Here is a 16,299-nt window from a genome sequence, read left to right on the forward strand (position 1 = left end):
AAAAGGAATGATCATGCTCACTATCAAATCGCTCTTGGCCGTCACCATCACCGCTGCGTTGGCACTGACCACCCTTGATAGCGCAACCGCCGCGCAACCCGCCGCCACCAAGCCGACCATCGTGCTGGTCCATGGCGCATTCGCCGAATCGTCCAGTTGGAATGGCGTTGCCGCCCAGTTGCTGAGCCAGGGTTACCCGGTCGTTGCCGCGGCCAACCCGCTGCGCGGCGTGAAGCAGGACGCCGATTATGTCGCCGATATCGTCGAGCACACCGCGGGCCCGGTGATCCTGGTCGGTCACTCCTATGGCGGAGCCGTGATCACTAACGCCGTGCACGACAACCCTAAGGTCAAGGGGCTGGTCTACGTCGCAGCCTTCGCGCCGGACAAAGGCGAAACCGCCATCGAGCTGTCCGGTCGCTACCCTGGCGGCACCCTTGGGCCGACCTTGGCGGCTCCGGTGCAGCTGGACGACGGCAATAAGGACCTCTACATCCAGCAGGACAAATTCGGCCAACAATTTGCCGCCGACGTTGCAGCGGCTGATTCCGCGCTGATGGCTGCCACGCAACGCCCCATCAGCGAGGCGGCCTTGAAGGAAGCGTCTGGCGAACCGGCCTGGAAAAAACTGCCGTCCTGGTTCATCTACGGCTCGGCGGACAAGAACATCCCCGAGGCGGCCCTGAAGTTCATGGCCGAACGCGCTGGCTCGAAAAAGACTGTCACCGTTCAAGGCGCTTCCCATGTGGTGATGACGTCTAACCCGGGGAAAGTTGCGGAGCTGATCGTTGAAGCGGCGCAAGGCAGTTCCAAGGGCTGATCTGGTAAAGCGGGGCGACTGACCCGAAAGCCTTATCTGTTTGTCTTCGAGAAGAACCAAAAACCCGGCGCAGAAGGCCGGGTTTTTTCGTTGGGACAAAATCCGTGGGAGCAAAGCTTGCTCGCGATAGCGGTAGACCAGCCAAACCCGATATCGACAGACCTGCCCCAATCGCGAGCAAGCTTTGCTCCCACAGGTTTGCTGCTTAACTGACTGGCATTAGGCGCAGGAGGCCGGGCTTTGAACCGCCCTTCGTCTCGCAAAGTGGCAACCTGATTGAGCCGTGCCTATAGTTTTTGGCGCCAAATCTATTGGAGGCATGGACATGAGCCAGAGCATTTCGCCCGCCGCTTCAGCTGCGCGGAACACAGGCATGGTCGCCACGACCTTATGGGGCTCAGACAAAATCGCAGGTATCGCGGTCGATCCGGACGGTGCGATCTGGCTTGGCGCTTATAGTCGCCTGGGACGAGGAGGCGAAGAGGATTCAAGCTTCACCGGCAGCCTGGTCCGGTTCAATGCCAACGGTAGCCTGGACCGCAACTTCAGTGGCGACGGTAAATCCCTGCTCCCTGTGTCGCTCGATATCGAGGACGGCGGTAATGCCGCCGTGCAGCCGGAAGGGGGCTACCTGGTGACGCGCTACGTGAACGTAGACAACGTCTGGGTGTCGGGCATCAGTCGTAACTTGGCCGACGGCAGCCTCGATACGAGTTTCGGGAACGGCGGCACCGTGACAGTGCCTTTCTATTGGAATGAAGATCTAGGCCAGCAAGCGTCGTTCTCCGTGCAACGCGACGGCAGCTTCTTCGCAAGCGCTGGGTATCCGTCCGGGGAGATCTATATCGCCCGCTTCGACGCAACGGGGACCTTGGTCTCGTCTTTTGGAGAAGCTGGGGTCCTGCACCTGCCCGCGTCCGTCGGCATTCATCCCAGCGGCACGCTCGACGTTTCGCTGCAGGAAGACGGGAAGGTATTGGTCACCGGGCAAGATACCCTGACCCGCCTCAACCCGGACGGTACGCTGGATAGCAGCTTTGCGAACGGCGGCAGCCTGGCCCTGGATGTTCACGCAGACGCCCTCGTCATCCAGGATGACGGCAAAATCCTCCTGGCGGGCGCCTCGGGCGGTGTGGCGAGCGTCATCCGACTCAATGTCGACGGCTCGCTCGACACCGATTTCGGCGATCAGGGTCGGGTCAGTTGGGGCTCGGAAAACGCGCCTTTCGCAGTCGCCGACATGATCGTGCTGGCGGACGGCAAGCTATTGATTGGTGCAAGCCTGGGTACGCGCGCGGACGGCTATCTGGCCGCCTTGGTTCAGTTGAACCCCGACGGTCGCCTGGACCACAGCTTTGGCAATCCCGACGACGGCTATTACCACCTCGACGGTGGCGGCGATGCTGACTACTTGCTCGGTACCGCCTCGTTCGACGATGCGATCCTTGGCGGGGCCGGTAACGATCTGCTCGATGGCCAGCAAGGTCGTGACCTGCTGACGGGCGGTGCCGGGGCCGATACCTTCCGTTACCAGTCAGTCACAGACAGTTATCGAACCGCCACCGCGGCCCATAGCGACCGAATCACTGACTTCGACCCTAGCACCGATACGCTCGACCTCGCCTCCCTGGGCTTCCTCGGGCTGGGCAATGGACATGACGGCACGTTGGCGATACGCGTCAATGAAAGCGGGACGCGGACCTACCTCAAAAGCTTCGAGGCCAACGCCGATGGGGAACGCTTCGAAGTGGTCTTCGACGGTAACTTGGGCCAAGCGCTGAATGAAACCAACCTCCTGTTTCAGCAAGCCAGGTTGACGGGCACCGAAGGGGCCGATCGTTTACAAGGCAACGCGCGCGGTGAAATTATCGAAGGGTTGGCGGGCGATGATCGTCTTTATGGCGCGCTAGGCAATGATGTATTGGTTGGCGCAGAGGGCCGGGACCTATTGGTGGGTGGCGGCAACAACGATGTGTTCCGCTTCGACGGACTGAGCGACAGCTACCGTACCGCCACCGAAAACCACACTGATCGCCTGATTGACTATACCTTGGGTGAAGACGCTATCGATTTGTCCGCCTTGGGCTTTACCCGGCTGGGAAATGGTTACAACGGCACGTTGGACGTGATTTTCAATGAAGCCAAGGACCTGACTTACTTGAAGAGCTACGAAGCCGACGCCTCCGGGGCTCGATTCGAGTTGAGCTTGGTGGGGGACCATTCCGGTTACGGTAACTTGAACATCGTCTTCGCCGAGCCTTTGGAAGAGGAGGCTATTCAATTGATTGGAGTGGTTAACGACGTCTGGGTGTAAAACGCAGACCTGGTTATTTCTTGCTCTTAGCCATTTGATCGTTCCCACGCTCCGCGTGGGAATGCAGCTAGGGACGCTCTGCGTCCCCCAAGAGCCGAACGCAGAGCGTCCGTGGAGGCATTCCCACGCAGAGCGTGGGAACGATCTCAAAAAAGCCGAATGCCGCTTGGTCTGCAAACGCACCCACCGCTAGCTTCGCACGGCCCTGTCGATCTCTTATCCATATGAGCCAAACCTCCTTTCCAGTGGAAAGGGGCGGATCTAACATTAGGAAAAATTCCGACTCATATTGAATACTATCAACGTATAGCAAAAGCTAATAGATTCAGCTAGCTTTAGCTATCTTTCAGTAGATTTTGATATTTTTTTGAGGTCGACATGGATCCCTACCGTAATCCGTTTGCGCCCGGAGCGGGCAGCAGGCCCCCTGAATTGGCGGGGCGCGACTCAATTCTCGAGGCGGCAAGAATTGCCTGTGGCCGAGCCGTCAATGGACGAAGTGCTCGTTCCATCATGCTCCTTGGCTTAAGAGGCACGGGTAAGACGGTCCTGTTGAATGAGATAGGAAGAATTGCGAAGGAGGAAGGTCTTCTCGTCTCCAAAGTAGAGGCGCCAGAGCGTGAAAGCCTTGCACGTCTTCTTTATCCTGAAATGCGAAAGGTCATGCGCGCGCTTTCCGGCGTTGAGTCCGCCAAGCAAATTGCTAATCGCGGGCTAAAAGGACTTCGCAGCTTTGCATCAATCTTCAAGATTGATATTGGCGGTATTGAGATTGGTGTTGAGCCTGAGCCTGGACTCGCGGACAGCGGAAATCTTCAATACGATCTTCCAGATCTTTTTACTGTAATAGGTGAAGCGGCACAGGCCGCCGGCAAAGGCTGGATTCTTCTCATTGATGAAGTCCAATACCTCACCGAAGCAGATCTATCGGCACTGATTGTCTCTATCCATCACATGTCGCAAGAAGGGCTTCCGGTGCTGCTGGTCGGTGCAGGTCTTCCGCAAGTTGCCCGGCTGGCGGGTGAGGCGAAGTCATACGCCGAGCGGCTTTTCCTTTATCCGGAGGTGGGGGCGCTTGATCAACCGTCTGCGACTCAAGCCGTTCAAAAGCCGATCTTGGAGGAGGAGGCTTCTATCGACACTGCAGCGCTGGACAGCATTGTTGATCGGACGCAGGGCTATCCGTTCTTTCTTCAAGAGTGGGCATCCACGGCATGGAACAACGCCGAGGGGCCTGAAATTACTGTTGACGATGTCGAGCATTCTTATTCGGAGACATTGGCCTCTCTCGATGCGGGCTTCTTCAGGGTTCGTATCGATCGGCTTACACCTTCGGAGGTTCAGTTTGTAAAAGCCATGTCCACCCTCGGCGATGGCCCCTATGCCATCGCTGATGTTGCCAAGGTCATGGGGCGTCCTCAATCATCGCTTGGTCCGACTCGGGCCAACATCATTTCCAAGGGAATGATCTACAGCACAGATCACGGATATCTGAATTTTACAGTTCCTCTTTTCGCGGAATTCATGCGTCGCCAGGAATGAAGTCCTGCAGTGTGTGGCGAGGGGAATATCTCCTCGCCACACCGCTTGACGGTGTTGTGGTTAACGTGGGGGATTTGTCCGGTTTTGCGGCTGCCGCGCAGCCGAGCGGGAGCAAGCTCCCTCGCCACGAGGGTGTCTGGGCTGGCGTCATCGCGAGCAGGCTCGCTCCCACAGGAGATCGGGGGTGTTGCAGATACCAGTGAAAAGGGGATTTATTTGCTGGAAATAAATCCCCTTTTCGGACACGGCGTTGTGCCAACGGCCATGGTACTTTTTAAACGGTTACTTCAACGATGGAGCAGTCGCCAGTGTGCTTGAAACCACTATCAGGCGTCAGACCCTTGGAGGAAGCTCCTTCGCTACCAGGAGGTCCAACACGTGACCGATTCCAACGTCATAATTTTCGATATGGACGGTACTGTCCTCGATTCGGCTCCCGGAATCCTTGAGAGTTTGACGTATGCCATCCGTCAACTGGGCCATGATTTTATTCCCGGCGCTGAGACGCAGAAGCTATTTGGCCCCCCGATGAACCAAATCGTCGCAAAACTCCTGGCGCCTTTTGCAGACGATCGAGTCGACGAGTGCGTCCACTTGTACCGCTCCCACTACAGGGAGCATGGGCTCTACAAAAGCCTTCCGTACGCAGGCATAAGCAATGCGCTCCGTTATTTTTCGGACCGTAATTACTCGCTCTTTATTGCGACTTCGAAACGACAAGAGTTTGCTGAAAAAATGCTTACCTACAACGGATTGTTCGATGCTTTCCAGTCGATCTGCGGTACTTCGCCTGACGGTAAACTGGATGACAAGGCTGATCTGGTAAAGACGCTGCTGGCATCCCTTGCGAAGCCGCCATCCAGCGTGTTCATGATTGGCGATAAACGTGATGACATGCAGGCAGCGCAGCGAAATGCAGTAATCCCGGTGGGCGCACTGTGGGGCTATGGTGCCGTCGACGAGTTGAAAAACAGTGGGGCCCTGGCCTTGGCCGATACACCCTGGGCGTTACCCTCCATAGTTGACGGTCTGCTGCCGGCAGCTGGATATTCGGCTCGACACTAACCCCTGTGGCGAGGGAGCTTGCTCCCGCTGGTCTGCGTAGCAGGCCCCTGCATTTTTCCAGGCAAACTGCATTGTCCGGTTTTGCGGCTGCTGCGCAGCCGAGCGGGAGCAAGCTCCCTCGCCACGGGGGTGTCTGGGCTGGTGTCATCGCGAGCAGGCTCGCTCCCACAGGGGATCGGGGGTGTTGCAGATGTTGTGTTCACCACCGTCCGGTGTGGGAGCGAGCTTGCTCGCGAAGAGGGTGGCACATTCAATATTGATGCAAGCTGACCCGCCGCTTTCGCGAGCAAGCCCGCTCCCACAGTGGGTGGCGTTGGGCTGGATATTCGGCTCGACACTAACCCCTGTGGCGAGGGAGCTTGCTCCCGCTGGCCTGCGCAGCAGGCCCCTGCATTTTTCCAGGCGAACTGCATTGCCCGGTTTTGCGGCTGCTGCGCAGCCGAGCGGGAGCAAGCTCCCTCGCCACGGGGGGGTCTGGGCTGGCGTCATCGCGAGCAGGCTCGCTCCCACAGGGGGTTGGGGGTGTTGCAGATGTTGTGTTCATCACCGTCCGCTGTGGGATCGAGCTTGCTCGCGATAGCTATCTAGCGGAAATGGCGGTGTTTCTGAAACAACTAGATTGGTAGGAGTTGGTAGGAGCTGTCGAGTGAAACGAGGCTGCGATCTTGCCCCAGACAATTGAGTCATGAGTGAAAGATCAAAATCAAAAGATCGCAGCCTCGTTTCACTCGACAGCTCCTACACAGCTCCTACAGGTGGAGCGAGTCCCCCGCTACAAAGGTTGCGCCCGTTATTTACGCTTGAGCATCTCCGGCAACTGCGCCACCAGCTTTTGATTATTCAGCGGCGCCCGGATGAATCCACGCTGGGTACCGTCCGGGCCAATCACGGCGAGGTTGCCGCTGTGGTCGACGGTGTAGTTGGGTTTGCTGGTGTCCGCCGGGATGAACGGGATGCTCACTGCATTCGCCAGTTTCTGCAGGTCTTCCACCGATGAAGCGGTCAGGCCTATGAACTGCGGGTCGAAGTAACCCAGGTACTGCTTGAGTTGCTTGGGCGTGTCGCGGTTCGGGTCGACGCTGACCAGTACGATCTGCAACTTATCCACAGCCTCGGGCGGCAGTTCGCTTTTGATCTGGCGCAGTTGGGCGAGGGTGGTCGGGCAGATGTCCGGGCAGAAGGTGTAGCCGAAGAACAGCAGGCTCCATTTGTCTTTCAACCCGTCCATCGCCACGGGCTGGCCGTCCTGGTCGGTCATTTTCACGTCCGGCAGGTTGCGGCTCTGGGGCAGCAGGATGATGCCGGCGTCGATCAGCGCGGTCGGGTCGCCCTGGCCTTTGCCGGACAGCACCTTGTTGATGGTCAGGCCGAGGATCACTGCGATCACGGCCGCGAGGATGAAGACGGTTTTCTGGGTTCGAGTCATAGGCTCAACAGTAAGTAGTGATCTACAAGCAGGGCGATGAACAGCAGGAACAAGTACCAGATAGAGTACTTGAAGGTGTTGATCGCCGCGTGCGGCCGACTGCCACGGTACAACACCACGGCCCATTGCAGGAACCTGGCACCCAGTACCAGGGCACAAATCAGGTACAGCATCCCGCTCATCTGGATCACGAACGGCATCAGGCTCACCGCCAGCAGCACCAGGGTGTACAGCAGGATATGGATCTTGGTGTAGTGCTCGCCGTGGGTCACCGGCAGCATCGGGATGTCGGCCTTGGCGTATTCCTCCTTGCGGTGAATCGCCAGGGCCCAGAAGTGTGGTGGGGTCCAGGCGAAGATGATCAGCACCAGCAACAGCGGTTCAGCGCTGACATGACCGGTGGCCGCGACCCAGCCCAGCAGCGGTGGTGCCGCGCCAGCCAGGCCGCCGATGACGATGTTCTGCGGCGTCGCCCGTTTGAGGAAACCGGTATACACCACCGCATAGCCGAGCAACGAGGCCAGGGTCAGCCAGGCCGTCAGCGGGTTGGTGAACGCCAGCAGCATGGCCTGGCCGGCCACGGCCAGGGCCAGGGCGAAGGTCAGGGCGGCGGCCGGCGAGACTCGGCCCTCGGCCAATGGCCGTTTGTGGGTGCGGGCCATCACCGCGTCGATGCGCCGGTCCACCACATGGTTGACCGCCGCCGCGCCGCCGGCACACAGGGCGATGCCCAGGTTGCCAAACACCAGCACCGTCCACGGCACGCCGGCACGGGTGGCGAGGAACATGCCGACCAGCGAGGTGATCAGCATCAGCACCACCACTTTGGGCTTGGTCAGCTCCAGGTAATCGCGCCAGATCGCTTGGCTGTGGCGTTCACCGGTCAAGGTTGCCATGGCATCTCTCCTTTTATTGTTATGGGGCTGGCGCGGTGTTTAGGCGGGTTGAACCGCCAGCGCAGCGGGACTTGATGCTTGACCCGGACCAGGCTGGTACGGGCGTGATAGTTGACCAGCACCAGGGTCAGCAACAGTGCCGCGCCCCCGGCGTTATGGGCGACGGCCACCGGCAACGGCAGATGGAACAGCACGTTGCTGATGCCCAGGGTGATCTGCGCCGCCAGTGCGGCCAGCACCAGGCTGGCCAAGCGGGTCATGCCGACGCTCTTCAATTGCCAGGCCAGGCCCAGCAGCACCACGGTCACCAGCAAGGCGCCGATGCGGTGGGTCAGGTGGATGGCGGTGCGGGCGTCGCTGTCCAGTTGCCCGCCCAGGTAGTTGGGGCCGATGTGCTGGGTCAGGTGGAAGCCGTTGGCGAAATCGGCCGGTGGCAGCCATTGGCCGTGGCAGGTGGGGAAATCGATACAGGCCACCGCCGCGTAATTGGAACTGACCCAGCCGCCGAGGGCGATCTGGCCGATCACCAGCAGCAGCCCGGCCGTGGCCCAGTGTTGCAGGCGCTTGGGCACGGTCAGCGCGGGTAATACGCCAGACAATCTCAGCGTCAGCAGGAACAGCAGGCTCAACGTCGCGAAGCCGCCGAGCAAATGCCCGGTGACCACCTGCGGCCACAGCTTGAGGGTGACGGTCCACATGCCGAACGCCGCCTGGGCGAACACCACGGCCAGCAGGAACAGCGGCAGTTTCAACGGCAGGCCGGGGTGACGGCGGTTCATCCAGGCCCGGGCGGCCAGCACGGTAATCATCAGCCCCAGGGCCCCGGCAAAGTAGCGATGGACCATCTCGTTCCAGCCTTTGTGGGCTTCCACCGGGGTGTCGGGAAAGTGCAGTTCGGCATGGGCCAGTTGGGCTTCGCTCTTGGGCACGCTGATGAACCCGTAGCAGCCGGGCCAGTCCGGGCAGCCGAGGCCGGCGTGGGTTAGCCGGGTGTAGGCGCCCAGCAGGACGACGATCAGTGCCAGCAGCGTGGCAAACAGCGCGAGGCGAAATCCAGGTTTGGCCATGTCGATGCCCTCATCCGATGTTCGACAGTTTCAGCAGGTGGCGCAGGTCGTTGAGCAGGTCCTTGCCCTTGACCCGGGCGTCGTAGCGCAGCACCAGGTTGCTGTGGGGATCGATGATCCACAGCTGGGCGCCGCCGGAGCCTTGGGCGCCTTTCTGATAGGCCGGCAGGTCCAGTGGGTAGCGTTGCAGTTGCGGGTATTCACGCTGCAGTTGGGCGTCGTACTCGGCATCGAGCGGTTGTGCGATCGCCAGGGCATGACTGGCGCGGCCGGCTTCGCGGCCGAGGCCGATCTGCACTTGCCGGGCCAGGTACACCAGTTGTCGGCAATCCACTGAGCATTCCTGCGGTGCGGTGACCAGGATCTGCCAGCGCTGCTCATCGGCCTGCACGCCAATCTCGGCGCGGGTCTGGCCGGTGCCGATCAGTTCGCCGTGGTAGCTGCGGCTGTCGGGCACCCAGAACTGGAATTTGTACATGCCGGTGGCGAGGATCATCGGGCCGATCACGCCGAGCACGATCAGCAGCAATTGCACGCGGCCCTTGCGCCGGTTGGGCGCCACGGGGGCCTCAGACGTGTTGGTTGGATTCATGGTGCTTCCCATGGTGTCTCCCTGCGTTGTGCCATCCGAGATAAAGGAACAGGCCGAACAGTGCCGCCGCCATGGCGAACCACTGCACGGCATAGCCGAGGTGTTTTTCCGGGCCCATGGCGACCACCGGCCAATCGGTCCGGTAAGCGCCGGGGCCGCTTTGTTGGCGCAATTGATAGGCGAAGCCGTTGCGGCCGAGATCAGCCCAGAGCTTGTCCGGCTCAATGGTGGTGACCAGTCGCGGCCACGGCGCGCCGGCCGGGTCGGCGTGGAGCTGGAAGGTGGCGCCGGGTGCGACGTAGACCCAGGCCTGGAGGCTCACCGGTTGCTCCGGCGTGTTGAAGGCCGGCGGAGTGCGCCGGTCCGGCCAGGGCAACCAACCGCGATTGACCAGCAGCCACAGCCCGGTGCGGTGGTCGAGGAACGGTTGCAGCAACTCGACGCCGACCTTGCCGTCGTGTTGGCGGTTATCCAGCAGGATGCTGTGCTCGGCGTCGAACTGGCCCTGCAGCGTGACCGGGCGAAACGCCGGATCGCTGGTGTGCGCCAACTCGGCGCTGTCCATCGGCGGTGCCACGCGGCGCTCGGCGTAAGTGTCCATGAGCACGCGCTTCTGTTCGCCCCGGCTCAATTGCCAGAACCCCAGGCACACCATCACCGGCACCAGCACGGCCACCACCAATGACGGCACGATGCCTGGCCGGAAGCCTTTCATGGCGCCGTCCGAAAGCCGTCGAACGGGATAGCTATACTCACGTGCATCGCGTCCCCCCGGAGTGTCCCTAATGCTCAAAACAGCCATCGTCCTGATGCTGATTGCCACGATTGCCAGCCTGTTCAGCGGCCTGTTTTTTCTGGTCAAGGACGACAGCAGTTCCAATCGCCTGGTCATCGCCCTGGCGATCCGAGTCAGCCTGGCCGCCGCCACCGTCGGCTTGATTGCCTGGGGTTTCTTCAGCGGCCAGTTGGTGTCGCATGCTCCTTGGTAAAGAGCCGCCCTGATAACGGTCGCGTCAGAGGATGTAGACGAAGATGAACAAGCCGATCCACACCACATCGACGAAGTGCCAGTACCAGCTCGCCGCCTCGAAGCCGAACTGATGCTCGTTGTCGAAATGCCCGCGCATGATGCGCATCAGCATCACGAACAGGATGATCGTGCCCATGGTGACGTGGGCGCCGTGGAACCCGGTGAGCATGAAGAAGGTTGCCCCATAGATCCCCGAGCCCAACGTCAGGCCCAGCTCTTTATAGGCGTGGATGTATTCCTCGGCCTGGAAGCCGAGGAAGGCGCATCCCAGCAGCACGGTGATCGCCAGCCAGATTTTCAGCGCGCCACGATGGCCTTTTTTCAGGGCATGGTGGGCGATGGTCACGGTGACGCTGGAACTGACCAGCAGGATGGTGTTGAGCAGCGGCAAGCCCCAAGGGCTGATCACATCCTTGGGCGGTGGGAATAGCTTGGGATCGGGGTTGTTCAGCAACGGCCAGACGTATTCGAAGTTCGGCCAGAGCATCTCCGACAAGCCCTTGCTTCCTTCACCGCCCAACCCCGGCGCCGAGATCGTGCGCACGTAGAACAGGGCACCGAAGAAGGCGATGAAGAACATCACTTCGGAGAAGATGAACCAGCTCATGCCCCAGCGGAACGAGCGGTCGAGCTGGGCGCTGTACAGCCCGGCGCGGCTTTCCTTGATCACCGCGCCGAACCAGCCGAACAGCATGTAGGCCACCAGCAGGCCGCCGACGAAAAAGATCAGCGGGCCGTGGGAATCCGGGCGCGCCGCCTTCAGGTCGTTGAACCAGGTCGCCAGGCCATACACCGTGACGAACATCCCGACCGTGGCGATGATCGGCCATTTGCTCTGGGCCGGAACGTAATAGTGTTCGTGAGTTGCCATTTATTGTTCTCCTTATCGGGCACGCTATCGGTCAGTGTTTAGAGCCACCGGTGGATGACGAGCGGTGATGTCGAACAGCGTGTAGGACAGCGTCAGGTGCTTCACTTCCTTGGGCATGTCCCGGTCGACGATGAAGCGCATGGGCATTTCGATGCGTTCGCCGGGTTGCAGCACTTGCTGGGTAAAACAAAAACATTCGGTCTTGTGGAAATACGCCGCCGCGTTGCTCGGCGAGATACTCGGCACCGCCTGGGCGCTCATCGGCCGGTCGGTGGGGTTGTGGGCGACGAACACCATCTCGTTGACCGCCCCCGGCTTGACCACCAGCTCATCGCCCTTGGGGTAGAAGTCCCAGACCATGTCCACCGAATTGGTCGACAGGAACTGCACGCGCACCTGCCGTGATTCATCGACGACCTGCTCGCCTTCGTACTGCCCGCCGGTCTTGCCGTTGATGCCGAACGCCTTGCACATCACGTCGTAGATCGGCACCAGGGCAAACCCGAAGATGAACATGGCCACCACCACCAGCAGCAGGCGGGTGACCAGTTTCTTCATCGAAATCGAATCAGCCATGATTTTGAACCCCTACAGATAACTCTGTGGGAGCGGGCTTGCTCGCGAAGCAGGCACTGCGGTCTAACAGAAACACCGCGTCATCGTTCTTCGCGAGCAAGCCCGCTCCCACACAGTCCCGATGGCTCATCTCATTTCACTTCCGGCGGCGTAGTGAAGGTGTGATACGGCGCCGGCGACGGCACGCTCCACTCCAACCCTTCGGCCCCATCCCACGGCTTGGCCGGTGCCGGCTCGCCGCCACGGATGGTCTTGATCACGATGAACAGGAAGAAGATCTGCGTGGTGCCGAACATGAATGCGCCGATGGACGAGACCATGTTGAAGTCGGCGAACTGCAGGTTGTAGTCGGGAATCCGCCGGGGCATGCCCGCCAGGCCGACGAAGTGCATCGGGAAGAACGCCAGGTTCATCCCCACGAACGACAGCCAGAAGTGCAGTTTGCCGAGGGTTTCGTCGTACATGTGGCCGGTCCACTTCGGCAGCCAGTAGTAGGCCGAGGCGAAGATCCCGAAGATTGCGCCGGGCACCAGCACGTAGTGGAAGTGCGCGACCACGAAGTAAGTGTCCTGGTACTGGAAGTCCGCCGGGGCGATGGCCAGCATCAGCCCGGAGAAACCGCCGATGGAAAACAGGATCACGAACGCCACGGCAAACAGCATCGGCGTCTCGAAGGTCAGCGAGCCTTGCCACATGGTGCTGGCCCAGTTGAACACCTTCACCCCGGTGGGCACGGCGATCAGCAGGGTGGCGTACATGAAGAACAGCTCGCCCACCAGCGGAATGCCAACCACGAACATGTGGTGCGCCCAGACGATGAACGACAGGAACGCAATGGCGGCCGTGGCGTAGACCATCGAGGTGTAGCCAAACAACGGCTTGCGCGAGAACGCCGGGATGATCGAGCTGACGGCACCGAAGGCCGGCAGGATCATGATGTACACCTCGGGGTGGCCGAAGAACCAGAACACGTGCTGGAACAGCACCGGGTCACCGCCGCCGGCGGCACTGAAGAAGCTGGTGCCGAAGTGGATGTCCATCAGCATCATCGTCACGCAGCCGGCCAGCACCGGCATCACTGCGATCAGCAGGAACGCGGTGATCAGCCAGGTCCAGACGAACAGTGGCATTTTCATCAGGGTCATGCCGGGGGCGCGCAGGTTGAGGATGGTGGCGATCACGTTGATCGCGCCCATGATCGAACTGATGCCCATCAGGTGGATGGCAAAGATGAAGAACGTCACGCTTTCCGGTGCATAGGTGGTGGACAGCGGCGCATAGAAGGTCCAACCGAAGTTCGGCCCGCCTCCAGGGGTGAACAGCGTCGACACCAGCAGCAGGAACGCCGCCGGCAACAGCCAGAAGCTGAAGTTGTTCATGCGCGGCAGGGCCATGTCCGGCGCGCCGATCATCAGCGGGATCATCCAGTTGGCCAGGCCGACGAACGCCGGCATGACTGCGCCGAAGACCATCACCAGGCCATGCATGGTGGTCATCTGGTTGAAGAATTCCGGCTGCACGATCTGCAGGCCGGGCTGGAACAGCTCGGCGCGGATCACCATGGCGAACGAGCCGCCCAACAGGAACATGGAGAAGGCGAACCACAGGTACAGCGTGCCGATATCCTTGTGGTTGGTGGTCAGTACCCAGCGCATCAGGCCCTTGGCGGGGCCGTGGGCGTGGTCGGCATGACCGTGGTCATCGATCACAGCACTCATGTCCTGTCTCCTTCGAACGAGTGGGCTGGGCGGCCCGGGGCGGTGAGCCCGGAACGGTTGCGAGAACGATCGTCAGGCCGGCTCATTGGCTTTCTGCCTGTTTGAGTTCCAGCACTTCTTTAGGCGTCACCATGTCGCCCTTGTTGTTGCCCCAGGCGTTGCGTTCATAGGTCACGACCGCGGCGATATCGACTTCCGACAACTGTTTGCCGAACGCGGCCATGGAGGTGCCGGGTTTGCCGTGGAAGACAATGTTCAGGTGATCCTTGATCGGCCCGGTGGCGATTTTCGAGCCCTTGAGTGCCGGGAACATCGGTGGCAAGCCCTGGCCTTCGGCCTGGTGACAGGCCACGCACGTGGTGTGGTAGACCTTGTCGCCACGCTCGATGAGTTCTTCGCGCGTCCATTCCTTGCTGGTCAGCTCCTTGAGCTGAGCGGCTTCGGCCTTGCGTTCGCCCAGCCATTTTTCGTAGTCGGGTTTGCTCTTGACCTCCACCACGATCGGCATGAAGCCGTGGTCCTTGCCGCACAGCTCGGCGCATTGGCCGCGGTACAGGCCGGGCTTGTCGACACGGGTCCAGGCTTCGTTGACGAAGCCTGGGATCGCATCGCGCTTGACCGCGAAGGCCGGCACCCACCAGGAGTGGATCACGTCGGCGGAGGTCACCAAAAAGCGCACCTTGGCATCGACCGGCAGCACCAGCGGCTTGTCGACCTCCAGCAGGTAATGCTCGCCCTTGGCGCTCTGGTTATGAATCTGTTCGGCGGGGGTCGCCAGGTTGCTGAAGAACTCGACGTCCTGGCCCAGGTACTTGTAGTGCCACTTCCATTGATAGCCGGTGACCTGGATATCGATGTCCGACTCGCTGGAGTCGTACATCTTGATCAGGGTGGCGGTGGCAGGAATCGCCATCAGCACCAGGATCAGTAAGGGCACGATGGTCCAGAGGATTTCGACGCGGGTGTTTTCGTGGAAATGCGCGGCATTCTGGCCGGTTGAACGGCGGTGCATGATCATCGACCAGAACATGGCGCCGAAGACGATGATGCCGATGACCACACAGATCCAGAAGATGGTCATGTGCAGGTCGAACACTGCATTGCTGATCTGTGTCGCTCCAGGCGCCATATTCACAGTCCAGGCCGCTTGGGCCTGGCTGAAAATCGACCACAACAGGAGGCCCATCCATACGTGTGGATGTCGCGTCATTGCGGGTTCCCCTTATCGTTCTTGTTATCCCGTAGGCGTAAAGCCTGCGGCAAGGGATCGGCTATTCAGACTGCTTAATTGACTCGCCGCGCCTTGCTGCACATGCAATCGGGTGTCATCAGCTAACTCCATTCCAACCCGAGTATAGACAGCACCTGCAACCTCGCAACGCGATGGCGTAAATCGTTTGAAACAGCCGGGGCTTGCGCTAGAGCCCAGGAATGGAGAAGGATGCGAACCTGAGTGATGGCAAACCGATATAACTGTGCTGTAGCAAGGAAGGGGCGGTTATGAAAATTAGGTCTTAGGAGTGTTTTTGCGCCAGCTAAGTTATGTCTTCCCTATTTCATTGCCTTTGTTTCCTGGAGTTTTCATGAACACCGCCGCATTGCGCGAGCAGATCCAAAAAGCCCAACAACATGAAGCCGAGACCGGCCAATTGACCCGCCAGCTGGAGGCCCAGTTACCGCATCTGCATGCCGCGATCCAATTGCCAGACATCGACGCGAAGGGCGTCATGACGCGTTTTGTCACCGCTTACATCGAACAAGTGCCGGACCTGCTGGACGCCGCCAACGAGGTGGCTCGCGAAGCCGGTATCGAATCGCAGATCAAGCCGGTGCTGAAAATCGCCGAACAGTTTTTTCTCCAGCCACCGAAGTTGATGGAAGGCCACGTTGGCCTGGACAGCCTGTTGGACGAAGCCTACCTGGCCCACCGGCTGGTGGAGGAGGTCAATGATCTGTATATCAAGCACTTCAGCCAGCCGCTGATTCCGCTGGACATGACGGTCGCCAACCTGATCGCTCACCATTTGATCGGCGAACCGTTCGCCAACCAGCTGGATGAAGCCGTGCACCATGCCGTGGACGAAATGCTCGACGAAGATAGCTTTGCGCTGGAGTCGGTGGAGTCTTACCGGGAGAAACTCGGCAGCCCGGACACGGGCGCAGCGTGGAAGCGCTGGCCGTGCCTGTCGCGCCAACTGGGCGTTGGGCTGGAGCTGGATCAGCCGGCGGCTTGATCCATCACGACAACATGAAGCTTTTGTGGGAGCGGGCTTGCTCGCGAAGGCGGAGTGTCAGGCAGCCTATTCGCTAACTGATTCACCGCCTTCGCGAGCAAGCCCGCTCCCACATTGGATCTGTGGTGTTCATAAAATAGGTGTCCAG

At 60.2% G+C, this 16,299-nt stretch carries 15 protein-coding genes; 6 read left to right on the top strand and 9 right to left on the bottom strand.

Going from position 1 to position 16,299, the window contains the following annotated elements; genetic code table 11:
* The first annotated feature begins 7 nt into the window (after positions 1-7).
* The 4 genes from AD662_RS00350 to AD662_RS00365 all read left to right on the top strand — a co-directional run bounded on the left by AD662_RS00350 (position 8) and on the right by AD662_RS00365 (position 5,741).
* On the top strand, positions 8-820 hold the full coding sequence (locus tag AD662_RS00350) for an alpha/beta fold hydrolase (protein ID WP_139213050.1): 813 nt from the start codon (positions 8-10) through the stop codon (positions 818-820).
* A gap of 325 nt (positions 821-1,145) precedes the next feature.
* Entirely contained in the window at positions 1,146-3,134 is a 1,989-nt protein-coding gene (locus tag AD662_RS00355; RefSeq protein ID WP_053184838.1) for a M10 family metallopeptidase C-terminal domain-containing protein, read from the top strand.
* A 378-nt stretch (positions 3,135-3,512) separates the two neighbouring features.
* The gene (locus tag AD662_RS00360) at positions 3,513-4,676 is read left to right on the top strand and encodes an ATP-binding protein (RefSeq protein ID WP_053184840.1); all 1,164 of its coding nucleotides are present in this window, start codon (positions 3,513-3,515) and stop codon (positions 4,674-4,676) included.
* 378 nt (positions 4,677-5,054) lie between these two features.
* On the top strand, positions 5,055-5,741 hold the full coding sequence (locus tag AD662_RS00365; RefSeq protein WP_053184843.1) for an HAD hydrolase-like protein: 687 nt from the start codon (positions 5,055-5,057) through the stop codon (positions 5,739-5,741).
* A 790-nt stretch (positions 5,742-6,531) separates the two neighbouring features.
* Here the strand turns inward: AD662_RS00365 and AD662_RS00370 are convergent.
* From AD662_RS00370 to AD662_RS00390, 5 genes are read right to left on the bottom strand one after another with little or no spacing between them, the layout of a single operon-like run.
* Positions 6,532-7,167, bottom strand: a complete 636-nt coding sequence (locus tag AD662_RS00370; RefSeq protein ID WP_053184847.1) for an SCO family protein — start codon at positions 7,165-7,167, stop codon at positions 6,532-6,534.
* Positions 7,164-8,063 (bottom strand): heme o synthase, encoded by a 900-nt coding sequence (gene cyoE, locus AD662_RS00375; RefSeq protein ID WP_018600879.1) that lies wholly within the window; start codon positions 8,061-8,063, stop codon positions 7,164-7,166. Before cyoE ends, AD662_RS00370 begins: the two co-directional genes overlap by 4 nt.
* Positions 8,051-9,130 (bottom strand): COX15/CtaA family protein, encoded by a 1,080-nt coding sequence (locus AD662_RS00380; protein ID WP_053184850.1) that lies wholly within the window; start codon positions 9,128-9,130, stop codon positions 8,051-8,053. The genes cyoE and AD662_RS00380 overlap by 13 nt, the downstream gene beginning before the upstream one ends.
* A 10-nt stretch (positions 9,131-9,140) precedes the next feature.
* Positions 9,141-9,734, bottom strand: coding sequence for a hypothetical protein (locus AD662_RS00385; RefSeq protein WP_033062353.1), 594 nt, complete (start codon positions 9,732-9,734; stop codon positions 9,141-9,143).
* Entirely contained in the window at positions 9,700-10,437 is a 738-nt protein-coding gene (locus AD662_RS00390) for an SURF1 family protein (RefSeq protein WP_053184853.1), read from the bottom strand. The genes AD662_RS00385 and AD662_RS00390 overlap by 35 nt, the downstream gene beginning before the upstream one ends.
* A 70-nt stretch (positions 10,438-10,507) precedes the next feature.
* Between AD662_RS00390 and AD662_RS00395 the strand changes: the two genes are divergently transcribed.
* Complete coding sequence (locus AD662_RS00395) at positions 10,508-10,711, top strand: twin transmembrane helix small protein (RefSeq protein WP_053184856.1); 204 nt, start codon at positions 10,508-10,510, stop codon at positions 10,709-10,711.
* A gap of 24 nt (positions 10,712-10,735) precedes the next feature.
* On the opposite strand, the gene AD662_RS00400 is transcribed toward AD662_RS00395, so the two are convergent.
* The 4 genes from AD662_RS00400 to coxB all read right to left on the bottom strand — a co-directional run bounded on the left by AD662_RS00400 (position 10,736) and on the right by coxB (position 15,127).
* Positions 10,736-11,623, bottom strand: a complete 888-nt coding sequence (locus AD662_RS00400; RefSeq protein WP_024617701.1) for a cytochrome c oxidase subunit 3 — start codon at positions 11,621-11,623, stop codon at positions 10,736-10,738.
* 24 nt (positions 11,624-11,647) lie between these two features.
* The gene (locus AD662_RS00405) at positions 11,648-12,199 is read right to left on the bottom strand and encodes a cytochrome c oxidase assembly protein (RefSeq protein ID WP_014335869.1); all 552 of its coding nucleotides are present in this window, start codon (positions 12,197-12,199) and stop codon (positions 11,648-11,650) included.
* Positions 12,200-12,330: 131 nt separating this feature from the next.
* Positions 12,331-13,917 (bottom strand): cytochrome c oxidase subunit I, encoded by a 1,587-nt coding sequence (gene ctaD, locus AD662_RS00410; protein ID WP_014335870.1) that lies wholly within the window; start codon positions 13,915-13,917, stop codon positions 12,331-12,333.
* An 82-nt stretch (positions 13,918-13,999) separates the two neighbouring features.
* Positions 14,000-15,127: a cytochrome c oxidase subunit II gene (gene coxB / locus AD662_RS00415; protein WP_053177429.1), complete on the bottom strand. Its 1,128-nt coding sequence runs from the start codon at positions 15,125-15,127 to the stop codon at positions 14,000-14,002.
* 373 nt (positions 15,128-15,500) lie between these two features.
* Between coxB and AD662_RS00420 the strand changes: the two genes are divergently transcribed.
* Positions 15,501-16,151 carry a hypothetical protein gene (locus tag AD662_RS00420; RefSeq protein ID WP_014335872.1) on the top strand — a complete coding sequence of 217 codons (651 nt, stop codon included), beginning with the start codon at positions 15,501-15,503 and terminating at the stop codon, positions 16,149-16,151.
* Positions 16,152-16,299 lie beyond the last annotated feature (148 nt).

The organism is Pseudomonas kilonensis (assembly GCF_001269885.1).
Taxonomy (GTDB): domain Bacteria; phylum Pseudomonadota; class Gammaproteobacteria; order Pseudomonadales; family Pseudomonadaceae; genus Aquipseudomonas; species Aquipseudomonas kilonensis.